Origin of the sequence: Mycobacterium sp. 1164985.4, assembly GCF_001668575.1 — a bacterium.
Classification (GTDB): domain Bacteria; phylum Actinomycetota; class Actinomycetes; order Mycobacteriales; family Mycobacteriaceae; genus Mycobacterium.
In genome coordinates this window covers 23,767-44,175 of the sequence record NZ_LZMD01000040.1, presented here as the reverse complement: position 1 = coordinate 44,175, position 20,409 = coordinate 23,767, and the positions used below count along the sequence as shown (strand labels likewise).

General features: G+C 66.5%; 19 protein-coding genes. 9 read left to right on the top strand and 10 right to left on the bottom strand.

Features of this window, described 5'->3' with window-relative positions:
- Positions 1 to 3: 3 nt before the first annotated feature.
- The 3 genes from A5650_RS05740 to A5650_RS05730 are packed head-to-tail and all read right to left on the bottom strand — an operon-like array spanning position 4 to position 2,304.
- The gene (locus A5650_RS05740; RefSeq protein WP_067287384.1) at positions 4 to 876 is read right to left on the bottom strand and encodes an enoyl-CoA hydratase/isomerase family protein; all 873 of its coding nucleotides are present in this window, start codon (positions 874 to 876) and stop codon (positions 4 to 6) included.
- A gap of 7 nt (positions 877 to 883) precedes the next feature.
- A complete protein-coding gene (locus A5650_RS05735) occupies positions 884 to 1,657 on the bottom strand; it encodes a FadR/GntR family transcriptional regulator (protein ID WP_067287381.1) in 774 nt (257 codons plus the stop codon).
- The gene (locus A5650_RS05730) at positions 1,654 to 2,304 is read right to left on the bottom strand and encodes a hotdog family protein (RefSeq protein WP_067287378.1); all 651 of its coding nucleotides are present in this window, start codon (positions 2,302 to 2,304) and stop codon (positions 1,654 to 1,656) included. Before A5650_RS05730 ends, A5650_RS05735 begins: the two co-directional genes overlap by 4 nt.
- 111 nt (positions 2,305 to 2,415) lie before the next feature.
- Between A5650_RS05730 and A5650_RS05725 the strand changes: the two genes are divergently transcribed.
- From A5650_RS05725 to A5650_RS05700, 6 genes are read left to right on the top strand one after another with little or no spacing between them, the layout of a single operon-like run.
- The gene (locus A5650_RS05725; protein WP_082950624.1) at positions 2,416 to 3,222 is read left to right on the top strand and encodes an enoyl-CoA hydratase/isomerase family protein; all 807 of its coding nucleotides are present in this window, start codon (positions 2,416 to 2,418) and stop codon (positions 3,220 to 3,222) included.
- A gap of 16 nt (positions 3,223 to 3,238) precedes the next feature.
- Positions 3,239 to 4,048, top strand: coding sequence for an enoyl-CoA hydratase/isomerase family protein (locus A5650_RS05720; RefSeq protein ID WP_067287371.1), 810 nt, complete (start codon positions 3,239 to 3,241; stop codon positions 4,046 to 4,048).
- Positions 4,045 to 4,839 carry an enoyl-CoA hydratase/isomerase family protein gene (locus tag A5650_RS05715; RefSeq protein WP_067287368.1) on the top strand — a complete coding sequence of 265 codons (795 nt, stop codon included), beginning with the start codon at positions 4,045 to 4,047 and terminating at the stop codon, positions 4,837 to 4,839. Before A5650_RS05720 ends, A5650_RS05715 begins: the two co-directional genes overlap by 4 nt.
- Positions 4,839 to 6,296, top strand: a complete 1,458-nt coding sequence (locus A5650_RS05710; RefSeq protein ID WP_067287365.1) for a class I adenylate-forming enzyme family protein — start codon at positions 4,839 to 4,841, stop codon at positions 6,294 to 6,296. Before A5650_RS05715 ends, A5650_RS05710 begins: the two co-directional genes overlap by 1 nt.
- The gene (locus A5650_RS05705; protein WP_067287362.1) at positions 6,289 to 7,800 is read left to right on the top strand and encodes a class I adenylate-forming enzyme family protein; all 1,512 of its coding nucleotides are present in this window, start codon (positions 6,289 to 6,291) and stop codon (positions 7,798 to 7,800) included. The genes A5650_RS05710 and A5650_RS05705 overlap by 8 nt, the downstream gene beginning before the upstream one ends.
- Positions 7,793 to 9,292 (top strand): class I adenylate-forming enzyme family protein, encoded by a 1,500-nt coding sequence (locus A5650_RS05700; protein WP_067287358.1) that lies wholly within the window; start codon positions 7,793 to 7,795, stop codon positions 9,290 to 9,292. The genes A5650_RS05705 and A5650_RS05700 overlap by 8 nt, the downstream gene beginning before the upstream one ends.
- A 76-nt stretch (positions 9,293 to 9,368) precedes the next feature.
- On the opposite strand, the gene A5650_RS05695 is transcribed toward A5650_RS05700, so the two are convergent.
- The 4 genes from A5650_RS05695 to fabG are packed head-to-tail and all read right to left on the bottom strand — an operon-like array spanning position 9,369 to position 13,219.
- Complete coding sequence (locus tag A5650_RS05695; RefSeq protein WP_067287354.1) at positions 9,369 to 10,037, bottom strand: GntR family transcriptional regulator; 669 nt, start codon at positions 10,035 to 10,037, stop codon at positions 9,369 to 9,371.
- A gap of 2 nt (positions 10,038 to 10,039) precedes the next feature.
- Positions 10,040 to 11,233 (bottom strand): acyl-CoA dehydrogenase family protein, encoded by a 1,194-nt coding sequence (locus tag A5650_RS05690; RefSeq protein ID WP_067287351.1) that lies wholly within the window; start codon positions 11,231 to 11,233, stop codon positions 10,040 to 10,042.
- Between the two features lie 31 nt (positions 11,234 to 11,264).
- Positions 11,265 to 12,479: an acetyl-CoA C-acetyltransferase gene (locus tag A5650_RS05685; protein WP_067287348.1), complete on the bottom strand. Its 1,215-nt coding sequence runs from the start codon at positions 12,477 to 12,479 to the stop codon at positions 11,265 to 11,267.
- On the bottom strand, positions 12,479 to 13,219 hold the full coding sequence (fabG, locus tag A5650_RS05680; protein ID WP_067287345.1) for a 3-oxoacyl-ACP reductase FabG: 741 nt from the start codon (positions 13,217 to 13,219) through the stop codon (positions 12,479 to 12,481). Before fabG ends, A5650_RS05685 begins: the two co-directional genes overlap by 1 nt.
- A 152-nt stretch (positions 13,220 to 13,371) precedes the next feature.
- On the opposite strand from fabG, the gene A5650_RS05675 reads away from it, so the two are divergent.
- Positions 13,372 to 14,556, top strand: coding sequence for an acyl-CoA dehydrogenase family protein (locus A5650_RS05675; RefSeq protein ID WP_067287342.1), 1,185 nt, complete (start codon positions 13,372 to 13,374; stop codon positions 14,554 to 14,556).
- On the top strand, positions 14,553 to 15,374 hold the full coding sequence (locus A5650_RS05670; protein WP_067287339.1) for a mycofactocin-coupled SDR family oxidoreductase: 822 nt from the start codon (positions 14,553 to 14,555) through the stop codon (positions 15,372 to 15,374). The genes A5650_RS05675 and A5650_RS05670 overlap by 4 nt, the downstream gene beginning before the upstream one ends.
- Before the next feature lie 72 nt (positions 15,375 to 15,446).
- Here A5650_RS05670 and A5650_RS05665 read toward each other — a convergent pair whose 3' ends face one another.
- From A5650_RS05665 to A5650_RS05655, 3 genes are all read right to left on the bottom strand, one after another.
- Positions 15,447 to 15,899, bottom strand: coding sequence for a MaoC family dehydratase (locus tag A5650_RS05665; RefSeq protein ID WP_067287335.1), 453 nt, complete (start codon positions 15,897 to 15,899; stop codon positions 15,447 to 15,449).
- Positions 15,900 to 15,931: 32 nt separating this feature from the next.
- A complete protein-coding gene (gene purU, locus A5650_RS05660) occupies positions 15,932 to 16,777 on the bottom strand; it encodes a formyltetrahydrofolate deformylase (protein WP_067287480.1) in 846 nt (281 codons plus the stop codon).
- A 666-nt stretch (positions 16,778 to 17,443) separates the two neighbouring features.
- Positions 17,444 to 18,574 (bottom strand): FAD-dependent oxidoreductase, encoded by a 1,131-nt coding sequence (locus A5650_RS05655; RefSeq protein WP_231992546.1) that lies wholly within the window; start codon positions 18,572 to 18,574, stop codon positions 17,444 to 17,446.
- Between the two features lie 593 nt (positions 18,575 to 19,167).
- Between A5650_RS05655 and A5650_RS05650 the strand changes: the two genes are divergently transcribed.
- On the top strand, positions 19,168 to 20,400 hold the full coding sequence (locus A5650_RS05650) for an acyl-CoA dehydrogenase family protein (RefSeq protein ID WP_067287329.1): 1,233 nt from the start codon (positions 19,168 to 19,170) through the stop codon (positions 20,398 to 20,400).
- Positions 20,401 to 20,409: the final 9 nt, after the last annotated feature.

The window sequence follows — 20,409 nt, the reverse complement described above, 5'->3', positions numbered from 1 at the left end:
CCGCTACTCGGGTTCGGGCACGTGGAAATGCTCGTCCCGAAGCCGGAAAGCCTCCTTCGTGCCGTGCTGCGCGCGGGTCTTGACGAAGTTGAACTCACCCTCGGCGAACTGCAGGTTCGTCCCGTACGCGTGGAACAGGTAGCTCGCCACTTCCTCGCCCTGATAGGCCTGGCTCTGCTCGACGAGACGGAACGCCTCCTTGGCGATCACCACGCCGTCGGCGGGCATCTTCGCGGCCTTCTCGGCCCAGTACCGGGCCCGCTTGATCACCTTGTCGGCCTCACAGGTCTCGGTGAAGACCCCGAGGTGTTCGACCGCGCCGGCCTCGATGATGTCGCCGGTCAGCAACAGCCGGCGGGCCAGCACCGGGCCGAGCCGGTGGAAGAACATGTGCAGGCTGCCCAGCGCCGGGCCGAGGAACCGCGTCGCGGGCATACCGATCTTGGTATCGCGGGCGATGACGGAAATGTCGGTCATCAGTGCCATCTCGAAACCGCCCCCGAGCGCATATCCGCTGATCTCTCCCACCGTGACCTTCGGGAATCCCATGAAGTTGTGGTAGAAGCCAAACGACTTGCGGTCGACCGTCAACCGCCGGCGTTGGCTGGGGCGCCGCCGGGGCTGCGCGGAGTCCTTGTCGCCATACCAGCCGTAGGCGTTGTTCATATCGGCCCCGGTGGAGAACACCCCCTCGGCGCCGCGCAGCAGGACGACGGTGATGTCGTCGTCCTCGGCAACCTGATCCATACAGCGGCCGACGGTTTCGCGCATCGCCGCGTCGTAGGAGTTGCGCTGTGCGGGGTTGTTCAGCGTGATGGTCGCGATCCGCTTGTCGCGGTCGACCTCGAACAGCACGCGGTCATCGGCGGTGGTCATGGCTTCCTCACTGAACGTCGGAAATGAGCTTGGCCTCAATGGTTTTGTCTGTTCCGGCCGCGAGCGTGTTGCGCCGTGCGACCGCGAGGTGGTCGGCGGCCAGCCTGGCTGCACGGGACTGGTTGCCGTCGCGGATCGCGTCGAGCAGGCGTTGGTGATCGCGCAGCGCGGCCCGCATCGTCTTGTCGTTCATCGGGTCGGCGCCGGTCTCGTCGCCCCACACGGACGACTCGTGCGCCGACCAGATCAATTCCAGGGATCCGATCAGCAGGATCATCGGCTCGTTGCCGCAGCGCGAGACCACGGTCTCGTGAAAACGCCGTGCGTTGGGGACGTACCGCGAGGGGTCACCGAAATCGTCGAACTGCCTCTGTATTTCGTCTTCGAGGTAGGGCACGACCTCGGTCCCGCGGTCCGCCCTGGCGGCACACATGCTCGCGCAGATCGGTTCGAGGTGCAGCAGCGCGCCGCTGACATCCGCCGGTGTCGCCGACCGGGACTGCAACACCATGCTGATCATGTGCGCGGTCCGGTCCGCCGACGGTTGGTGCACGACGGCACCGCCCATGTTGCCCCGCCGCACCGAAATGAGGCCGTCCATCTCCAGAATGTGGATCGCCTCGCGCAATGCCGGTGGACTGACGTCGAATTCAGCGAGCAGGCCGTCCTGGGACGGCAGCACGTCACCTTCCTTCAGCCGCCCCGACAGGATGTCATCCCGCAGGCGGGCGGCGATGATCTCGGCCACCCGCGGTTGACGAATCCTGTGCGCACTGGTCATCTCGCTCGGCGCTTTCCGAACTGGAAGACCGACAGCCGATCGGGTGAGGACGCCGAGGTGTTGAACTCCCCGGTGCACAGCACCTCGTCGCCGAGCAGCAACCGGGCCGTCGACGTCACGCGACCGTCAGCCTCCACACGCGTCACGTCGAAGTGCAGTTCCGTCAGGATCGGCGTGGGCCTGCGGAAGGTGACCGTCAGCGCGCGCGTCTTGCCGGTTCGGCCCGTCGCACAACTGTGGTGTTGGGTCACACAGTCGAAGAACACCCCGATGAAGCCGCCGTTGACCAATCCCGGTGGGCCTTCGAACACGACCGGGAACGTCACCCGGCCCGATGCCGTTTCGGCATCCAGTGCGTCGATGGTGTATTCGGGAAACGCCGGGTTGTAGGCGCCGATGTCGAAGGCGTGGTCGAGGTAAACGCGTTGCGAGTCCGTGGCATCGGGGCCGATGCGCGGCGTGGGGTCCAGCGGTGCGGCCGCGGTCAGTTCGCCTTCCCAGTCCTCGATCTGGCGCAGCATCGCGTCGACTACCGGGTGCTCGTGTTCGAGTGACAGCAGCAGCCCGCTGAGCCGGCGCAGCGCACCCGCAGCGGCCACGGTCTGCGCCAGCGGCCGCTCGCCGTAGCTGGGCATGTCCTCTGCCATCGGTGGCCTCTCGTCGGCGGCGCCGTCTTTTCAACCGCTGTCCTTGCTAACTTGTACAAGATAGCAATACTGTATGTCTAACCGCATAGCTCGAGATTGGCGGAATCAACGGTGACCGAAGCGGCCGACGACGGCGTGGTCGAGACATCGCGCGACGGCGCGACACTGCGCATCACGCTGAGCCGGCCATCGCGGCGTAACGCCCTGAGCCGCAGCATGACCGACGCACTGGTGACGGCTTTGACCGCCGCTGCCACCGACGACTCCCTGCGAGCGGTGCACATCGCCGGCGACGGGTCGGACTTCTGCGCGGGCGTGGACTGGGTGGCGTCCAACACCGCTGACCGACGCCCCCGCACCGGTGACATCGTCCGCCGGCAACCCCACACGGCGCACCGGGTCGTCGAACTGATCCACACACTGCACCTGCCGGTGGTGTGCACCGTGCGCGGTTGGGCCGCGGCGCTCGGGTGCAACCTGGCGTTGGCGGCCGATTTCACCGTCGCCGCGCAGGACGCGGTGTTCTGGGAACCGTTCCTTGGCCGCGGCTTCAGCCCCGATTCAGGCTCTACCTGGCTGCTGCCCCGCCTCATCGGCCTGGCGCGCGCCAAACGGATGCTGCTGCTGGGTGAGAAGGTCAGCGGCGCCGACGCCGCCGAGTGGGGGCTGATCCACGCCGCGGTCCCCGAGTCCGAATTGTCCGCCGTGAGCGACGAACTCGTCGAGCGGTTAGCCAGCGGGCCGACCGTTGCGACCGGGCTGGCCAAGCAGTCCATTCACTACGGCCTGCACGCGTCGCTTCCGGACACCATGAACCGGGAGCTCTACAACGTCGAGTTGTCGTGCCGAACCACCGATTTCAAAGAAGGACTGGCGGCGTTCCGTGACAAGCGCCCGCCGGAATTCCACGGGCGCTGACCGATAGGAACCGGAAATGTCTCACACTTTTGACGACATCAAATACGAGGTCGACGGGCACAAGGCCACCATCACGTTGAACCGGCCGAATGCGCTCAACGCACTGAGCCCGCACATGATCACCGAACTTCGGGCCGCCTACGACGAGGCCGAGAACGACGACGCCATTTGGACACTGATCGTGACGGGCACCGGCCGGGCGTTCTGCACCGGCGCCGACGTCGGCGAGATCCCCGAGGACGGCAGGGTCATCTACGAGCGGCCGTATCTGTCCACCTACGAACAGTGGGAGGCTCCGCAGGAGGGCACTCCCCCCTTCCGCCGCATGGCCAAACCGGTCCTCACCGCCGTCAACGGATTGTGTTGCGGCGCAGGGCTGGACTGGATCACCACCGGTGACATCGCGATCGCCTCCGACAAGGCCACGTTCTTCGACCCGCACGTCAGCATCGGGTTGGTAGCGGGCCGCGAAATGGTGCGCCTGGCCCGGATCCTGCCCCGCAACATCGCGTTGCGCATGGCTTTGATGGGCAAGCACGAGCGGATGAGCGCCGAGCGGGCCTACGAGCTGGGCATGATCAGCGAGGTGGTGGCGCACGACCGGCTGCTCGAGCGCGCCCACGAGATCGCCGACATCGTGAACTCGAATGCCCCGCTCGCGGTGCGGGGTACCCGGTTGGCCATCCACAAGACGCTCGACCTGCCGCTGCACGAGGCGGAGATCCTCGCCGAGACGTTCCGTGAGCGGGTGGTACGCACCGACGACGCCGCCGAGGGCCCGAAGGCGTTCATGGAGAAGCGCGCACCGAACTGGCAGTGCCGATGAACGCGTCGGCGAGATTCGAGACCATCACGGTCAATGTGGACGCGGCCGACCACGTCGCGACCATCACGCTGAACCGTCCGGACTCGCTCAACGCGTTCAACCGCACGATGTGCGTGGAGATGTCGCAGGCCTGGAAGCTCGTCAAGGAGGATGAGACCGTCAACGCGGTGGTACTCCGCGGCGCGGGCGATCGCGCGTTCAGCGCCGGCCTGGATATCAAGGCGCCCTACGGTCAGCCCGACAACGTATGGAACCACGAGGATCCCGGTGAGCACCTCAGCCCGAAGTGGCAGAAGATGTGGAAGCCGGTCGTCTGCGCGGTGCAGGGCATGTGCACCGCGGGTGCGTTCTACTTCCTGAACGAGGCCGACGTGGTGATCTGTTCGGAGGAGGCCACGTTCTTCGACTCCCACGTCAGCGCTGGGCTGGTGTGCGCCCTGGAACCGATCGGGCTGATGCGACGAGTCGGGCTCGCGCAGGCATTGCGGATCGCGTTGATGGGCAACGACGAACGCGTGAGCGCCACGACCGCACTGCAGATGGGTCTGGTGACCGAGGTCGTGTCCGCCGACCGCCTGTGGGCACGCGCGCACGAGATCGCGGCCGGTATCGCCGCCAAACCGCCGTCGGCGACGCAGGGCACGGTCAAGGCGATCTGGGAGTCGTTGGAGAAGCCGTATCGCGCCGCGATGGAGCAGAACCTGATCTATACCCGGTTGGGCAATCCTCTCGGACAGGCGGAACTGGCCGCCGCGCCGCCGGCCGGGCGAACCGACCCGAGGATCCGCTGATGGGTGATCACCCCCTCAGCCGTCGCATCAACCAGATCCTCGACCTCGAGCCGAACGGGCCCGCCATCGAGTACGAGGGCGACTGGGTGACCTGGGGTCAGGTCGCCGCGCTGGCGACCCGGATTCGCGGCGCGGGCGTGGCAGGCCGGCAAGTCGGAATGCTGTTGCGTAACAGGCCCGCCCATGTGGCGAGCTTCCTCGGCGTTCTGCTCGGGGGTGGCACCGTCGTGGTCGTCAACCCGTCCCGCGGGGACGACCGCATCAGGGCGGACCTCGAGGCGCTCGCCCTGCCGGTCGTGATCGGCGAACACGACGACCTGACGCGACTGGTAACCAGCCCTGAGACCGACCAGGTGGCGATCTCGATGGTCTCCGACCCTATCCGCCTGACCGCCGCGCGCGCACCGGTACCCGAGGAGAACCGCGTCGGTGTCGCGGTGCGGATGTTGACCAGCGGCACCACCGGACCCCCGAAGCGGATAGACCTCACATACGACATGCTGGCGCACAGCGTGATCGGCGAAGGCTTCGCGGAGGCGCCGTCGCCGAAACAGCTGCGAAGTGGCGTGGCGATCGTCAACGCCCCGCTCGTGCACATCGGCGGCGTCTTCCGTGTCCTGCAATGTGTCTGCGAGGGCCGGTCATTCGCGCTTCTCGACCGTTTCGAACTGAACCGCTGGGCCGACGCGGTACGGCGGCACCGTCCGCGCGCGGTGTCCCTCGTCCCAGCCGCGTTGCGCACCGTGCTGCATTCGGATCTGACCCGCGAGGACTTGGCGAGCATTCGTGCCGTCACGTCGGGCACCGCACCGCTGTCCGCCGAGGACGCCGATGCGTTCACCGAGAAGTTCGGCATACCGGTGCTGACGTCTTACGCCGCAACCGAATTCGGCGGTGGCGTCGCAGGCTGGACCCTGCCCGATTACCAGGAGTACTGGCAGACGAAGCGGGGCAGTGTGGGGCGGGCCAGCCTCGGCGCGCAATTGCGGGTCGTGGACGACGCCGGCCATCCCGTCGGCGCCGATCAGCCGGGGCTGCTCGAGGTGAAGCCCGGACAGTTGGGGCCGAAGGCCGAATGGATACGCACCACCGACATGGCGCGCATCGATGCCGACGGTTTCGTGTGGATCCTGGGACGTGCGGACCAGGCGATCATTCGCGGCGGGTTCAAGGTCATGCCCGACGACGTGCGCACCGCGCTCGAGAGCCATCCCGCGGTGCACAGCGCCGCCGTGGTCGGGCGTCCCGATGATCGGCTCGGGGAGACGCCGGTGGCGATGGTGCAGCTGCGGGAGCCCGTCGAGGTGGCGGCGCTCGGAGAGTACCTGCGCGATCGTTTGGCCCGCTATGAAGTTCCGACCGAGATCGCGGTCGTCGAGCAGATGCCGTGCACACCGTCGGGTAAACCCGATCTCAGCGCGGTCCGGGAGCATTTCGTCGGCGTCGGCCATGCCTGACCGCACAGTCGGCGCTGTGCTGCGCACACAAGCCCGTGCGCGCGGCGACCATCCGCTGCTGATCTGCGACACCAACCGGTTGAGCTACGCCGAGGCCGAGCGTCGGTCGGCCCGATTGGCGCGCGGCCTGATCATGCTCGGCGCAGGCAAGGGCACGCACGTCGGTGTGTTGTACCCCAATGGGTCGGCCTTCGTCGTCGCTATGCTGGCGGTCGCGCGGATCGGCGCCGTCGTCATCCCGATCTCGACGATGGCGACCGCGCCGGAGATGCGCGAGCAACTCGCGCATGCCGACGTCGAGATCCTCTTGACCGCAGGGTCGTACCGCAACCATGACTATCGGCAGCGGCTCGCCGACGTCGACGGCCTCCCACTGTTGCGCCATATCCTCATCGACACCGAAGCGGCCGGGCCGGCCGACGCGGGCCTGCTGGCGGCGCTCGAGGACGACGTCGAGCCGTGCGACGAGGTGGCGATCATCTACACGTCGGGATCGACCAGCGCCCCGAAAGGCGTCGTGCACACCCACGCCGCGCTCCTCGACCATCAGGTGGTGCTCAACGAGATTCGCGGGTTGACCGCCGAGGTCAAACTGTTCAGCAACTCGCCGTTCTTCTGGATCGGCGGGTTCGCCTACTCGGTGCTGGCCACGCTGCTCGCGGGCGCGACGCTGCTGTGCTCCAACGCCGTCGATCCCGGTGTAACGCTCGACCTGCTGGAGGCCGAGAAGCCCACCATGACGAACGGATTCGTCGCAGGCATCGCCCATCTGGCGCGCCACCCGAGCCTGCCGAATCGTGACCTGTCCTCGATTCGGCGCGGAAACCTCTATCCGATCATGGCGCCCGAGGTTCGCCCCGCCGACCCCGAACTGCGCCACACCATGCTCGGTATGACGGAGTCCGGCAGCGTCATCCTGGCCTGCGCCGACGAATCCGACCAGCCCGAGCACCGCCGCGGATCCTTCGGCAAACCGGTACCAGGATTCGAGGTGAAGGTCGTCGATTCCGACAGGGGTGGGCCCGTCAGCGTCGGCGCCGTCGGCGAGCTGTGTGCGCGTGGGCCTTTCATGATGCAGCGGTACTACAGGCGCAGCCGCGAGGAGTGCTTCGACGCTGACGGCTGGTTCCACACCGGCGACCTGGTCCGCACGGACGCGGACGGCTTCTTCTACTTCGTAGGCCGCCGCGGCGCGATGATCAAGACAGCGGGCGCCAACGTCGCTCCCGCGGAGGTGGAACGGGCGATCGCGAAAGTGACGGGCGGTGCCGTCGCGCATGTGATCGGGCTGCCCGATGCCGAACGCGGCCAGATCGTCGGCGCGGTCGTCGCGCTGGAGGACGGCGCGTCGTTCGACGAAGCCGCCTGTCGCGAGCGACTCAAGGCCGAGTTGTCGGCATTCAAGATCCCCAGACGCTTCGCGGCGGTACCCGCCGCCCGCATCCCGGTGCTGTCGAGCGGAAAGGTCGACTTGTCCCGACTGACAGAGGTTTTCGATGTCTGACACGATCGACGCTTTGGTCCGACTGCGGGCTGTCGAGCACGGCGACAAGGCGGCGGTGATCGACCCGTCGGCCAGGATCACCTACGCAGAACTCGACGCGACGACACGTGAATTGGCCGCCGGGTTTGTGGCCGCGGGCGTGGGCAAGGGCAGCCGGGTCGCGCTGATCATGCCCAACTCCGCCGAGTGGATGCGGATCGCGATCGCCCTGACCCGCGTCGGTGCCGTGCTGGTGCCGTTGAGCACGCTTCTGCAGCCGCCCGAACTGGCCGCCCAGCTTCGCATGGCCGCGGTGCAGTTCGTCGTGGCCGTCGAGGAGTTCCTCGGCCACCGCTACCTCGACGAGATCGCGGCTGAGCGTCACCGTCTCCCGGCGTTGCGTCAGATCTGGCGCGCCGACGAGCTCCCCTCCGGCGGTCAGGCGCCGGTCGGTGAGATCGCGGCCGCGGTGGCCCCGAGCGACACGTTGGCGATCATGTTCACCTCCGGCAGCAGCGGCCCACCCAAGGGCGTGATCCATTCGCACGGCAACGCTTTGGGCGCGGTGCGCTCCGGCATGGCGGCGCGTTGCATCTATTCCGACACCCGGCTGTACCTGCCGATGCCCTTCTTCTGGGTGGGGGGATTCGCCGGTGGTCTGCTGTCCGCGTTGCTGACCGGCGCCACGCTGATCACCGAGGAGATCCCCCGGCCGGAGACCACACTGCGCCTGATCGAACGCGAACGCGTCACGCTGTTCCGCGGCTGGCCCGACCAGGCCGAGGCGTTGGCGCGCCAATCGTCCACTATCGGTGCCGATCTGTCGTCGCTGCGGCCCGGGAGCCTGCCGGCGCTTTTGCCCGTAGAACTGCGCGGCGAGCCGGGCGCGCGGGCCAACCTGTTCGGTATGACCGAGTCGTTCGGGCCGTACTGCGGCTATCCCGCCGACACCGACATGCCGCGGTCTGCGTGGGGCAGTTGCGGTAAACCCTTCGACGGCATGGAGGTCCGCATCGTCGACACCGAGACCGGCGAGCCCGTGCCAACCGGAACCATCGGGATGATCCACATCCGCGGGCCGCACGTGATGCGCGGGGTCTGCCGTCGCAGCCGCGAAGACGTCTTCACGCCCGACGGCTATTACCCCACCGGCGACCTCGGTCATCTCGATGACGACGGGTTCATGTTCTATCACGGTCGCTGCGACGACATGTTCAAGGTCAGCGGCGCAACGGTTTACCCGAGCGAGGTCGAACGTGCGCTGCGCATTATCGACGGCGTGCGCAGCGCGGTCGTCACCGAGGTGGCGGGCGCCGTCGGGGCCGCGGTGGTGTCCGAGCGGCCCGTCGACGAGCTGCGCGCCGAGGCCCGAAAGCAGTTGAGCGCGTTCAAGGTTCCGACGGTGTGGCTGGTCACCGACACCGACGATGACATCCCCCGCAAGGCGTCGGGCAAGGTCGACGTGCGCGCACTGCGGGGAATTCTGCTCACCACGTCCGCCGAGCAGTCGTAAAAGTGCCTACTTTGCGCGGAAAATTGGCAGGTTTGCGTCTGCTCGCGGGATCAGGTGACCATGCCGCTCGCGGGGATCAGGTGACCACGCCGCGCTCGGTGAGGTGCTCGATCAGCGGCTCCGCACCGGCCGCGAGGTGCTCCGACATCTCGGCGCGGGCGCGGTTCGCATCGTGCTGCTCCAGCGCGGCCAAGAGCCGCCGGTGGTGATCGTTCGACCTCTCCGGCCAGCCCGCGATGGCCGGATACACCGACTCCGGTGCGTACCGGGTGATCTGCGACATCAGCTGGGCCAGCTTCGGGGAATCCGCGGCCACGTTGATCGCGCGGTGGAACTCGTGGTTGAGCCGGACCGCACGCTCGTCGTCGGCGGCCGCGTACGCCGCTTCGAGGTCGGTCTGGATCTGCTTGAGGTCGCGCAGTTGCTCGTCGGAGATGTTGGCCGCCGCCCGCGCCGCCAGCTCACCGCCGATGTAGGCCTGCACGTTCGACACGTCGGTGAGATCGCGTCCGGTCACCGGCAATACGACGAAGCCGCGGCGCGGCTGCTGGGCGAGCAGCCCTTCTGCCTTCAACTCGAACAGCGCCTCGCGGACCGGGGTGACGCTGATGCCGAGTTCGGCGGCCAGTTGATCCAGCCGTACGTACTCGCCGGCGGCGTAGGTGCCGTCGAAGATGCGCTTGCGCACGAAACGGGCGACGTCCTCGGCGAGTTGAGGCCGAAAGGCAAATTGGGGCGCTGTCACCGTCACACCTGATAGTCGGCGAGCAACCGCTTGCTGATGATGTTCTTCTGAATCTCGCTCGTACCCTCGCCGATCAGCAGGAACGGCGCATCGCGCATCAGGCGTTCGATCTCGTACTCTTTCGAATACCCGTAGCCGCCGTGGATCCGGAAACTCTGCTGGGTGACCTCCGAGCAGAATTCGCTCGCCAGGTACTTCGCCATTCCCGCGGCGACGTCGTTGCGCTCCCCGGAATCCTTCAACCGCGCGGCGTTCACCATCATCAGGTGCGCCGCCTCGACTTTCGTTGCCATCTCGGCAATCTGGAACGCGATGGCCTGGTGCTCGGAGATCGGCTTCCCGAACGTCTGCCGCTGCTGGGCGTAGCGCACGGCGAGTTCGAAGGCGCGGATGCCCACGCCGCAGGCCCGCGCCGAGACGTTGACCCGGCCGACCTCGATGCCGTCCATCATCTGGAAGAAGCCCTGCCCCGGCGCCTCGCCCAGGATGTCGTCGGCCTTGGCCACGTAGCCGTCGAAGATCAGCTCGGTCGTGTCGATGCCCTTGTAGCCGAGCTTGTCCAGCTTGCCCGGTATCGTCAGCCCCGGCGCGACTTCGCCGTAGCCGACCGGCTTCTCGACCAGGAACGCCGTCAGGTTGCGGTGCGGTTTGTCGGCGCCCTCGTCCGTGCGGACCAGCACGGCGACCAGCGTCGACGTACCGCCGTTGGTCAGCCACATCTTCTGGCCGTCGATCCGGTACGTGCCGTCGTCGTTGCGGGTGGCGCGTGTGCGGATCGCGGCGACGTCGGACCCCAACTCGGGTTCGGACATCGAGAATGCGCCGCGCGTCTCCCCTGTCGCCATCCGCGGAAGGTAATACTGCTTCTGCGCATCGGTGCCGTGCTGGCGCAGCATGTAGGCGACGATGAAGTGGGTGTTGAGCACGCCCGAGATGCTCATCCACCCGCGCGCCAACTCCTCGACGCACAGCGCGTAAGTGAGCAGCGATTCACCGAGGCCACCGTACTCCTCGGGGATCATCAGCCCGAACAGCCCCATCTCCTTCATCGCATCGACGATGGCCTGGGGGTAGGTGTCGGTCTTCTCGAACTCCGGCGCGTTCGGGATGATCTCCTTCTCGACGAATTGCCGCACGGTAGCAAGGATTTCGTTCTGCACATCGGTCAGGCCGACCGTCTGAGCGAGCTTAGTCATGCGCGACCCCGCCTCGCTTCTCGCTTGGCCGTCATGCGCCCACCCTTTCGAACACCGCAGCCAGCCCCTGGCCCCCGCCGATGCACATGGTCTCCAGGCCGTAGCGGGCGCCGCGCCTCGTCAGCTCGCGCGCCAGGGTCGCCAGCATGCGCCCACCCGTCGCGCCGACGGGATGTCCGAGCGAGATTCCCGAACCGTGCACATTCGTGCGCTCGCGATCGGCGTCACCGAAGTTCCACTCCCGCATCACCGCGAGCGCCTGCGCCGCGAAGGCCTCGTTCAGCTCGATCAGGTCGATATCGCTGAGCGTCAGCCCCGCCTTGCCCAACGCAGCCTCGGTGGCGGGCACGGGTCCGATGCCCATGACGTTGGGCGCCACACCCGCCGAACCCCACGACACCAGTCGCAACAGCGGAGTCAGACCCAGCTCCTCGGCCTTCTCGCGGGTGGTCACCACGCACATCGACGCCGCGTCGTTCTGACCGCTCGCATTGCCAGCGGTGACCGTCGCCTCCGGATCCTGCTTGCCGAGAACGGGTTTGAGCTTCGCCAGCGATTCCACGGAGGTGTCCGGTCGCGGGTGTTCGTCGGTGTCGACGGTCTCCTCGCCCTGACGGGTGCGTACTACGACCGGCACTATCTCCTCGGCCAGAATGCCGTCCTTCTGCGCGGCCACCGCGCGCCGATGCGACGTCGCGGCGAGTTCGTCCTGCTCTTGACGCGAGATGTTGTACTGCTTGCGCAGGTTCTCCGCAGTCTCGAGCATGCCGCCGGGCACCGGATGGTGTCGGCCGCCGGCGGTCGTGCGTCCGCGGGCCAGCGAGTCGTGCAACATGATGCCGCCCGACTTGGACCCCCACCGGATGTCGGTCGAGTAGAACGTCACGTTGCTCATGCTCTCGGCGCCGCCGGCCACCACGACGTCGTTGTCACCGCTGGCGACCTGCATGCACGCCTGGATGACGGCCTGCAGACCCGAGCCACACCGCCGGTCGACCTGCATACCGGGCACGGTGACCGGCAGGCCGGCGTCGAGCGCCACGACGCGTCCGATCGCGGGCGCCTCGCTGCTGGGATAGCAGTGTCCGAGGATCACGTCTTCGACTGCGACGGGGTCGATTCCGGTGCGATCGAGGAGTCCCTTGAGCGCGGTGACACCGAGGTCGACGGCGGTCAGCGACTTGAACATGCCGCCGTAGCGGCCGATCGGCGTACGCACCGGTTCGCAGATGACGGCCTCACGCATCAGACGTACCTCCCGCCGGTGACCTCGAGCACCGTGCCGGTCATGTACGACGACAAATCGCTGGCCAGAAACAGCGCAACCTTCGCGACCTCGTCGGGTTCGCCGGCCCGGCCCATCGGCACCTCGGCAAGTTTGGCGTCCCAGATCCGTTGCGGCATGGCCTCCGTCATCGCCGAGCGGATCAACCCGGGCTGAATCGCGTTGACCCGCACGCCAAGATGAGCCAGCTCCTTGGCCGCCGCTTTGGTCATGCCGACGATGCCCGCCTTGGCCGCCGAATAGTTGGTCTGCCCGACGAGGCCGACCTTGCCCGAGATCGACGACATGTTGATGATCGCGCCGCGCTTGTTCTCCCGCATGATCGGGGCGGCCGCCTTCAGGCCGTTCCACGTACCCTTCATGTGCACGGCGATGACTTGGTCGAACTGCTCCTCGGTCATCTTGCGAAGCGTTGCGTCGCGGGTGATCCCGGCGTTGTTGACCATGATGTCGAGACCGCCGAACCGCTCCACCGCCGCGGCGACCAGGGCGTCGACCTCATCGGTCTTGGTGACGTCGCTGCGCACCGCGATCGCGGCATCCTCGCCGCCGAGTCGCTTGGCCGCCTCCTCGGTGGCGGACAGGTCGAGATCGCCCAGCACCACGCGCGCGCCCTCGGCCACGAACCGCTCGGCGATCGCGTATCCCAGACCTTGTGCACCTCCGGTGACGACCGCCGTCTGTCCGGTCAACAGCGACACTTGATCACGCCCTTCCCCTGGTCAGGCCCGTTCGGGGCCGCGTCAGTCGAACATCATATTTCATATATGATCGCGCGAGTTCGGTGCGCACCACCCCCCGGCGGACTGGCATCGCGGCTGCCGAACGGAGACGGCGAAGGAGAAGGAGCAGGATGACGACGTCCGAAGTCAGCGACGAGGACTTCCAGGAGATCCTGGCGCAGACCCGTCACTTCGTACGGACCGCGGTGATCCCCCGTGAGCAGGAGATCCTGGCCGGCGACCGGGTGCCCGACGACCTTCGCGAACAGACCAAGAAGATGGGGCTGTTCGGGTACGCGATCCCGCAGGACTGGGGCGGACTGGGTCTGAACCTGTCGCAGGACGTCGAGCTCGCTATGGAGCTCGGATACACCTCGCTGGCCCTGCGCTCGATGTTCGGCACCAACAACGGCATCGCCGGCCAGGTGCTGGTCGGCTTCGGCACCGACGAGCAGAAGGCGCGCTGGCTCGAACCGATGGCCACCGGCGACGTCGTCGCATCGTTCGCGCTGACCGAACCCGGCGCGGGGTCCAACCCCTCCGGCCTGCGAACCAAAGCTGTTCGGCAAGGCTCCGGAAACAACACCGATTGGGTGATCACGGGCCAGAAGCGGTTCATCACCAACGCCCCGACCGCCGACCTGTTCGTCGTGTTCGCCCGCAGCCGCCCAGCCGACGCGGACGGTGCGGGCATCGCCGTGTTCCTGGTGCCCGCCGACACCGCCGGAGTCCAGGTCGGCACCAAGGACGCGAAGATGGGACAGGAAGGCGCGTGGACCGCCGACGTCAGCTTGGACGACGTTCGAGTGCCCGCAGAAGCGCTCGTCGGCGGCAGCGAGGACATCGGATACCGCGCCGCGATGATCTCGTTGGCGCGCGGACGTGTCCACATCGCCGCGCTGGCCGTCGGCGCCGCGCAGCGCGCGCTCGACGAATCGATCTCCTACGCTGCGACCGCAACGCAGGGCGGCACGCCGATCGGCAACTTTCAGCTGGTGCAGGCGATGCTCGCCGACCAGCAGACCGGCGTCATGGCCGGCCGCGCACTGGTCCGAGACACCGCGCGCCAGTGGGTGACCGGTGAGGACCGTCGGCTGGCGCCGTCGGCAGCGAAGTTGTTCTGCACCGAAATGGCTGGCGAGGTGGCCGATCTCGCGGTCCAGATCCATGGCGGCAGTGGCTACATGCGGGAGGTTCCCGTCGAGCGCATCTATCGCGACGTCCGGCTGCTGCGGCTCTACGAGGGCACCAGCGAAATCCAGCGACTCATCATCGGGTCGAACCTCGTCAAGGCGGCGCAGAAGGAACGTGCATGAGCAAGAGGCTGACCGACAGGGTCGCATTCATCACCGGCGCCGCGCGGGGTCAGGGGCGCGCGCACGCCGTCCGGATGGCCAACGAGGGCGCCGACATCATCGCCGTCGACATCGCCGGGAAGCTGCCCGACTGCGTGCCGTACGACCACGCGACCCCGGAGGACCTCGCCGAGACCGCCCGGCTGGTAGAGGCCATCGGTCGCCGCATCCTCACCGCGCAGGCCGACGTCCGGGACGCCGAAACCTTGAACGACGTTGTCGCCGAGGGGGTCGCCGCGTTCGGCCGCCTCGATGTGATCGTCGCAAACGCGGGTATCTCGCCCCCGCAGGTGTGGAACGAGATCGCCTCGGAGGACTTCCGCGACGTGATGGACATCAACGTCACGGGTACCTTCAACACCGTACGGGCCGGCGCGCAGCACATCATCGACGGCGGCCGGGGCGGGTCGATCATCCTGATCAGCTCGGCCGCAGGAATCAAGTTGCAGCCGTTCATGATTCACTACACAGCCAGTAAGCACGCCGTCACCGGCATGGCCCGCGCTCTCGCCGCCGAACTCGGCAAGCACTCGATCCGCGTCAACAGCGTGCATCCCGGTCCGGTGAACACCGCGATGGGTTCCGGCGACATGATCGCCGCGATCGGCAAGGTGATGGAGACCAATCCCCAGCTCCAGCACATGATGACGCCGTTCCTGCCGACGTGGATCCTCGAGCCCGAGGACGTCGCCGACGTGGTCTGCTGGCTGGCCAGCGATGACTCGAAACACCTGACGGCGACGGCCATCCCGGTGGATCAGGGCTCCACCCAGTACTGACGACAAGACGCAAATCTGCCCAATTTCGCGCGAAAATGGGCAGGTTCACGTCTGCTCGCGATAAAAAAGCCCCTACCGGATGAAGCGCACGATCGACTCCGCGACCGCGGCCGGCTTCTCCGAACCCTCGATCTCGATCGTCGTGGTCATCGTCGACTGCACGGCGCCGTCGAGCTGGTCGATCTTGGTCAGCTCCGCCCTGGCGCGGATCTTGGCGCCGACCTTCACCGGCGTGATGAAACGAACCTTGTTGTAGCCGTAGTTGATCGCCATCGTCACGTTGCCGACGGTGTAGAGCTGATGCGAGAAGTGCGGAAGCAGCGACAGTGTCAGCAGGCCGTGGGCGATGGTCCCGCCGAACGGTCCGTTCGCGGCCTTCTCCGGGTCGACGTGGATCCACTGATGATCCTCGGTCGCGTCGGCGAACAGGTTGACGCGGTCCTGGGTGACTTCGAGCCATTCCGTGGGACCGAGCTGGTCGCCCTCGGCCGCGATGAGCTCGTCGAGGTCGCTGAACTTCTTCACTACTTCTCCTTCGTACCGGCTGCGGGACCCGGCTAAAAGACGACGGTCTGGTTGCCGAATCGGATGATGCGATCCTCACAGTGCCACAGCACCGCTCGGGACAGAACAACGCGTTCCACATCCGATCCGAGGCGGATCAGATCCTCCACGCTGTGCCGATGGTCCACCCGCACGACATCCTGTTCGATGATCGGGCCCTCGTCGAGGTCTTCGGTCACGTAATGCGCCGTCGCGCCCACGAGCTTGACACCGCGCTCCTTGGCCCGTCGGTATGGCGCCGCGCCGATGAAGGCGGGCAGGAACGAATGGTGGATGTTGATCAACGGGCATCCCACCTCCGCGATGAACCGCGGCGTGAGGATCTGCATGTAGCGCGCGAGCACGACGAGGTCTACGTTGCCCCTCAGCAACTCGAGCTGGCGCCGCTCAGCCTCGTCGCGGATGTCCTTACTGGCCGGTACGTGAATGTACGGAACGGAGAACGGCCGGACCTGATCCGCGAGGTCGGGATGGTTCGCGACCACCATGGCCACCGACATGTCGAGCTCACCGCGGCGGTTGCGCCACAGCAGGTCGAGAAGGCAGTGATCTTCCTTCGACGCCATGATCGCCACACGTTTCGGCTTCGCAGCCTCGGTGAGGCGAAAATCCATACCGAAAGGTATTGCCACTCGCTCAGCGAACTCGTGCTCGAGCGAATCGCGCACCGCGGTCAAGCCCGGCAGGTGAAATATGGTGCGCTGCATGAACGTGCCGCCCGCCTGTTCGGTCGCATGCTGATCGAGCGAGACGATGTTCGCGCCGGCTTCGGCGAGGAACGCGCTGACGGCCGCCACCAGCCCCGGACGGTCCACGCAGCGCAGCAACAACCTGCCCATATCCTTGACGGGTAGGTTTCCGGCACCCGGACTGGGATACTCCCCGTCCACTCCTAAAGGGTGTCACTCAGCGGTCGGCGGCGCATGAGAAAAACCCGCATCGCGCGGTTCGGCACCCGAATCCGCTGACGCATATTCCAATCCGGAGGGGTCCGCCAATGCGCGGATCTCCAATTAGCTGGCAACCGGACGAGCAGTTCTCGGCCGTATCGTTTTCGTTTCGACAACGGACCTTTTTACAACAAGATCACCACGCTTCCTGGTAATAAAACAGCTCTCTCGGCGAGATACTCAGACGGATGTGGGAAATCCACATGTGATCAGCAGCGACCAGTCTTTACAGCGTCTCGTCACTGTCGGGCCCCGGTTGAATTCTGAGCAGCCTGCTCCGGAACTACCTGCTCACTTTTCGACCGGAACCGACAGTCACACCTGAAGTACCTGCGCGTCGACACGCTGAAGATCTACAGAGGCTTCGTTCGGGAGTTGTGCGTACACGCCGGCGATCTCGTCATCTCCGCGCTCGAGGAAGAGGTTCGCGCGCGGTGATCACCGACTGGTCGGCGAGGGCATGAAGCCGAACGGTTAACCCGCACCCTACTTAGGCACGGAAGCCGGCGCCTACGGGCATCCTTTTGAGCCCAGAGCCGCGGCGAGACGGAATCGTCACTCGCCCAGGGACGGATACCCGTGCAAATTGCCGCATCGCCACGACCCTGAATGACGGACCGTCCCGCGGCGGAGGTCTGTGTGTAAGCGGCGACTGCGCGCATGGCACATCGAGCCCGACAGTGCGAGCGGTTCGGAGATGAGCACCTCTAATCTGCCGAACCTACTGGCGCGCTGCCCGACGAGGCACACCCGCAGGATGTCACCCGACACCGCCCGACGACCGGTCTGTGGAAGCTGCGGGGCGCCGCTCGTCACCGTGACACCGTCCCGGGCGCGGACCGCCTTCGGACCCGCGGGCGTCATGAACACGGCGCCGACCGCGACCCCTTCCTCGAACACCAAGCGTTGCAGCGCATGGTCTGCGTGCATCTCGACGCCGCGGGTGGCAACTCCCTTATTGAGCAAGTCGAACACGGAGCCGACCAGGTCCCCGGAATCGGCGGCCAACGCGCCGATGTCGACGACCTCCAGGATCTGGCCATCCGACGCCTGTACGGTTGTCGCGCTCCAATCTGGCAGCCGCGTCGAGAGGTAGCCGAACGGGGTCGCCAGGCATTGCGCCGCCCATTCGCGCAGGCGCGCGCCGACGAACGGCGCAACCATCCGCCCCGCCTCGGCGGGTGCGCGCGACGGTACGGCACGGGTCGGCACGCCGAAATTGTCAGACTGCCGGCGCGGCGAACCGAGATCGGATGTCATCTCGGCGAAGAAACGCCGCGTGCACGGATCGGCCGAATACCTTCCAAGCCAATTGCGCTCGCCTGCGCCCCGGTCGGCGAGGAACACCTCACCGCCGAAATTGCAGAGCGCGATGGCGTGAGCCAGCCCGGCCGCGCCGGTGCCGACACATACCACGTCGACTTCGTCGTCCCACTCCACCGTTAACTTCTCCCAGGCCGCTTCGACTGCAGTAAAGTTTACGAAGCTGCGGCCGCGCCATAACGCGACGATTCGCAGACCCGCGAGAAGTTGCCATTGCCCGAAAGAGAGGGTGAAGAGTTTGCCTGGCGGGGCAGGGGCAACGCGATGGGTAGCAATTCCCGCGAGCGTGCGCAGATGCGACTGCGGCGGCGACGGGATATCTGCGGCACTGTGAAACCGGAGAGTGGCGCCGCGTGCTGCCACGAACCGGAAGTCATCACCCCAGTACTCTACAAACTTTTCGGATGTTATGGGGGCCTAACTATCGCGCAAGGTGGGCGTGCCGGACACAAGAGTCCGATGCGCGGAATCCTAGCGATGTCAGGCGAAAAGCTTGCCAGAGGAACAACGTTGCAGAAGAACGGTCGGCCGCCGCAGTGACACTCAGCTAACTGCAATGAATTCATCGACTGTGGTGATGAATCATCTGGATGACATTCTCACCGAGGCGGCGGTGACCATGGGGGCGATGTACTTTTCACTTCCGCTCTACAGACGTATTGGCCTCGGCGTCGCCGAATTCCGCAAAGACGAGCGCGGTCAGCGGTTCGATGAGGTACTGGCGCGCAGACTGTCCGGCTTGGAGACGCTAATCCGCAACTCCCCGAGAACAGCCGTCGGTAACTTGGCAACCCGACCGTCTCGTCGTCGCTCCATTGATTCAGTTATGCCCCCGTCGCCGCAGCCTGCCCGATCCACAATTTCCGCGCAGAGCGGCCGTTCACTTGAGCGCCCCCGCACGGGCACATAGTGAACTAGGTTTACTGTGTAGATCGTCAAGAGACAGGGGATGGACGATGGACCTCAGATGGTCGCCCGCCGACGCGGCGTTTCGTGACGAGGTGCGCAGCTTCCTCGACGAGAAGCTGACGCCGGAGCTGCGCCGCGCCGGCCGTCTCATGACCAGCGTGTACGCCGATCACGACGCGAGCATGGAGTGGCAGCGGATCCTGCACGAACGGGGTTGGGCCGCGCCGGCCTGGCCGGTCGAGCACGGCGGTTGCGACTGGAGCCTGACCCAGCACTACATCTTCAGCCGGGAATCCACGCTCGCAGGTGCGCCGTCGCTGTCGCCGATGGGCATCCGCATGGTCGCCCATGCCCTGATCAAATTCGGCACCGACGCGCAGAAGGACTTCTTCCTACCGCGCATCCTCACCGGCGAGGTCTTCTTCTGTCAGGGCTACTCCGAACCCGAGGCAGGGTCCGATCTGGCCGCCCTGTCGATGGCGGCCGTCGACGACGGGGACGACCTGGTCTGCACGGGCAGCAAGATCTGGACGACGCACGCCCGCGAAGCCAACTGGATGTTCGCGCTGGTGCGCACGTCGAGAACGCAGAAGAAGCAGCAGGGAATCACGTTCGTCCTCATCGACATGTCCTCCCCCGGCATCGAGATCCGGCCACTGGTGATGACATCGGGAGAAGAGGTTCAAAACCAGGTCTTCTTCGACGAGGTGCGGGTGTCCAAATCGAACGTCCTGGGAAAGATCGACGACGGTTGGACGGTCGCGAAGTACCTGCTGGAGTTCGAGCGCGGCGGCGGCGCGTCGTCGCCGGGACTGCAGGTGATGGCGCAGGAGATCGCGACGGTCGCGGCGAACCAACCCGGACCCGGCGGGGGCCGACTGATCGACGACCCGGCCTTCGCCCGCAAGCTCGCCGACGCCCGGATCCGCACCGAGGTGCTCGAGATCCTCGAGTACCGGGTGCTGGCGACGGTGGCCGAGGGGAAGAACCCCGGCGCGGCCTCGTCGATGCTCAAGGTGCTGGCGACCGAATTGAGCCAGGCCATCACCGAACTCGCGATGGAAGCGGCCGGCCCGCGGGCCCGGGTCTACCAGCCGCACGCCACCTGCCCCGGCGGCCCGATCGCGGATTTCGAGCCGCCGTCGGACGGCTACCTCAGCGGTGAGCCGTGGCAGGCCGTCGCACCCTTGCGCTACTTCAACGACCGGGCCGGCTCGATCTACGCCGGCAGCAACGAGATTCAGCGCAACATCCTGGCCAAAGCGGCGCTGGGACTCTGAGGGGGCTTG

Bases quoted from the DNA above. Each gene is read 5' to 3' on its own strand.
- A5650_RS05740 (WP_067287384.1), bottom strand. From the start codon at position 876: ATGACCACCGCCGATGACCGCGTGCTGTTCGAGGTCGACCGCGACAAG.
- A5650_RS05735 (WP_067287381.1), bottom strand. From the start codon at position 1,657: ATGACCAGTGCGCACAGGATTCGTCAACCGCGGGTGGCCGAGATCATC.
- A5650_RS05730 (WP_067287378.1), bottom strand. From the start codon at position 2,304: ATGGCAGAGGACATGCCCAGCTACGGCGAGCGGCCGCTGGCGCAGACC.
- A5650_RS05720 (WP_067287371.1), top strand. From the start codon at position 3,239: ATGTCTCACACTTTTGACGACATCAAATACGAGGTCGACGGGCACAAG.
- A5650_RS05715 (WP_067287368.1), top strand. From the start codon at position 4,045: ATGAACGCGTCGGCGAGATTCGAGACCATCACGGTCAATGTGGACGCG.
- A5650_RS05710 (WP_067287365.1), top strand. From the start codon at position 4,839: ATGGGTGATCACCCCCTCAGCCGTCGCATCAACCAGATCCTCGACCTC.
- A5650_RS05705 (WP_067287362.1), top strand. From the start codon at position 6,289: ATGCCTGACCGCACAGTCGGCGCTGTGCTGCGCACACAAGCCCGTGCG.
- A5650_RS05700 (WP_067287358.1), top strand. From the start codon at position 7,793: ATGTCTGACACGATCGACGCTTTGGTCCGACTGCGGGCTGTCGAGCAC.
- A5650_RS05690 (WP_067287351.1), bottom strand. From the start codon at position 11,233: ATGACTAAGCTCGCTCAGACGGTCGGCCTGACCGATGTGCAGAACGAA.
- A5650_RS05685 (WP_067287348.1), bottom strand. From the start codon at position 12,479: ATGCGTGAGGCCGTCATCTGCGAACCGGTGCGTACGCCGATCGGCCGC.
- A5650_RS05675 (WP_067287342.1), top strand. From the start codon at position 13,372: ATGACGACGTCCGAAGTCAGCGACGAGGACTTCCAGGAGATCCTGGCG.
- A5650_RS05670 (WP_067287339.1), top strand. From the start codon at position 14,553: ATGAGCAAGAGGCTGACCGACAGGGTCGCATTCATCACCGGCGCCGCG.
- purU (WP_067287480.1), bottom strand. From the start codon at position 16,777: ATGGGCAGGTTGTTGCTGCGCTGCGTGGACCGTCCGGGGCTGGTGGCG.
- A5650_RS05650 (WP_067287329.1), top strand. From the start codon at position 19,168: ATGGACCTCAGATGGTCGCCCGCCGACGCGGCGTTTCGTGACGAGGTG.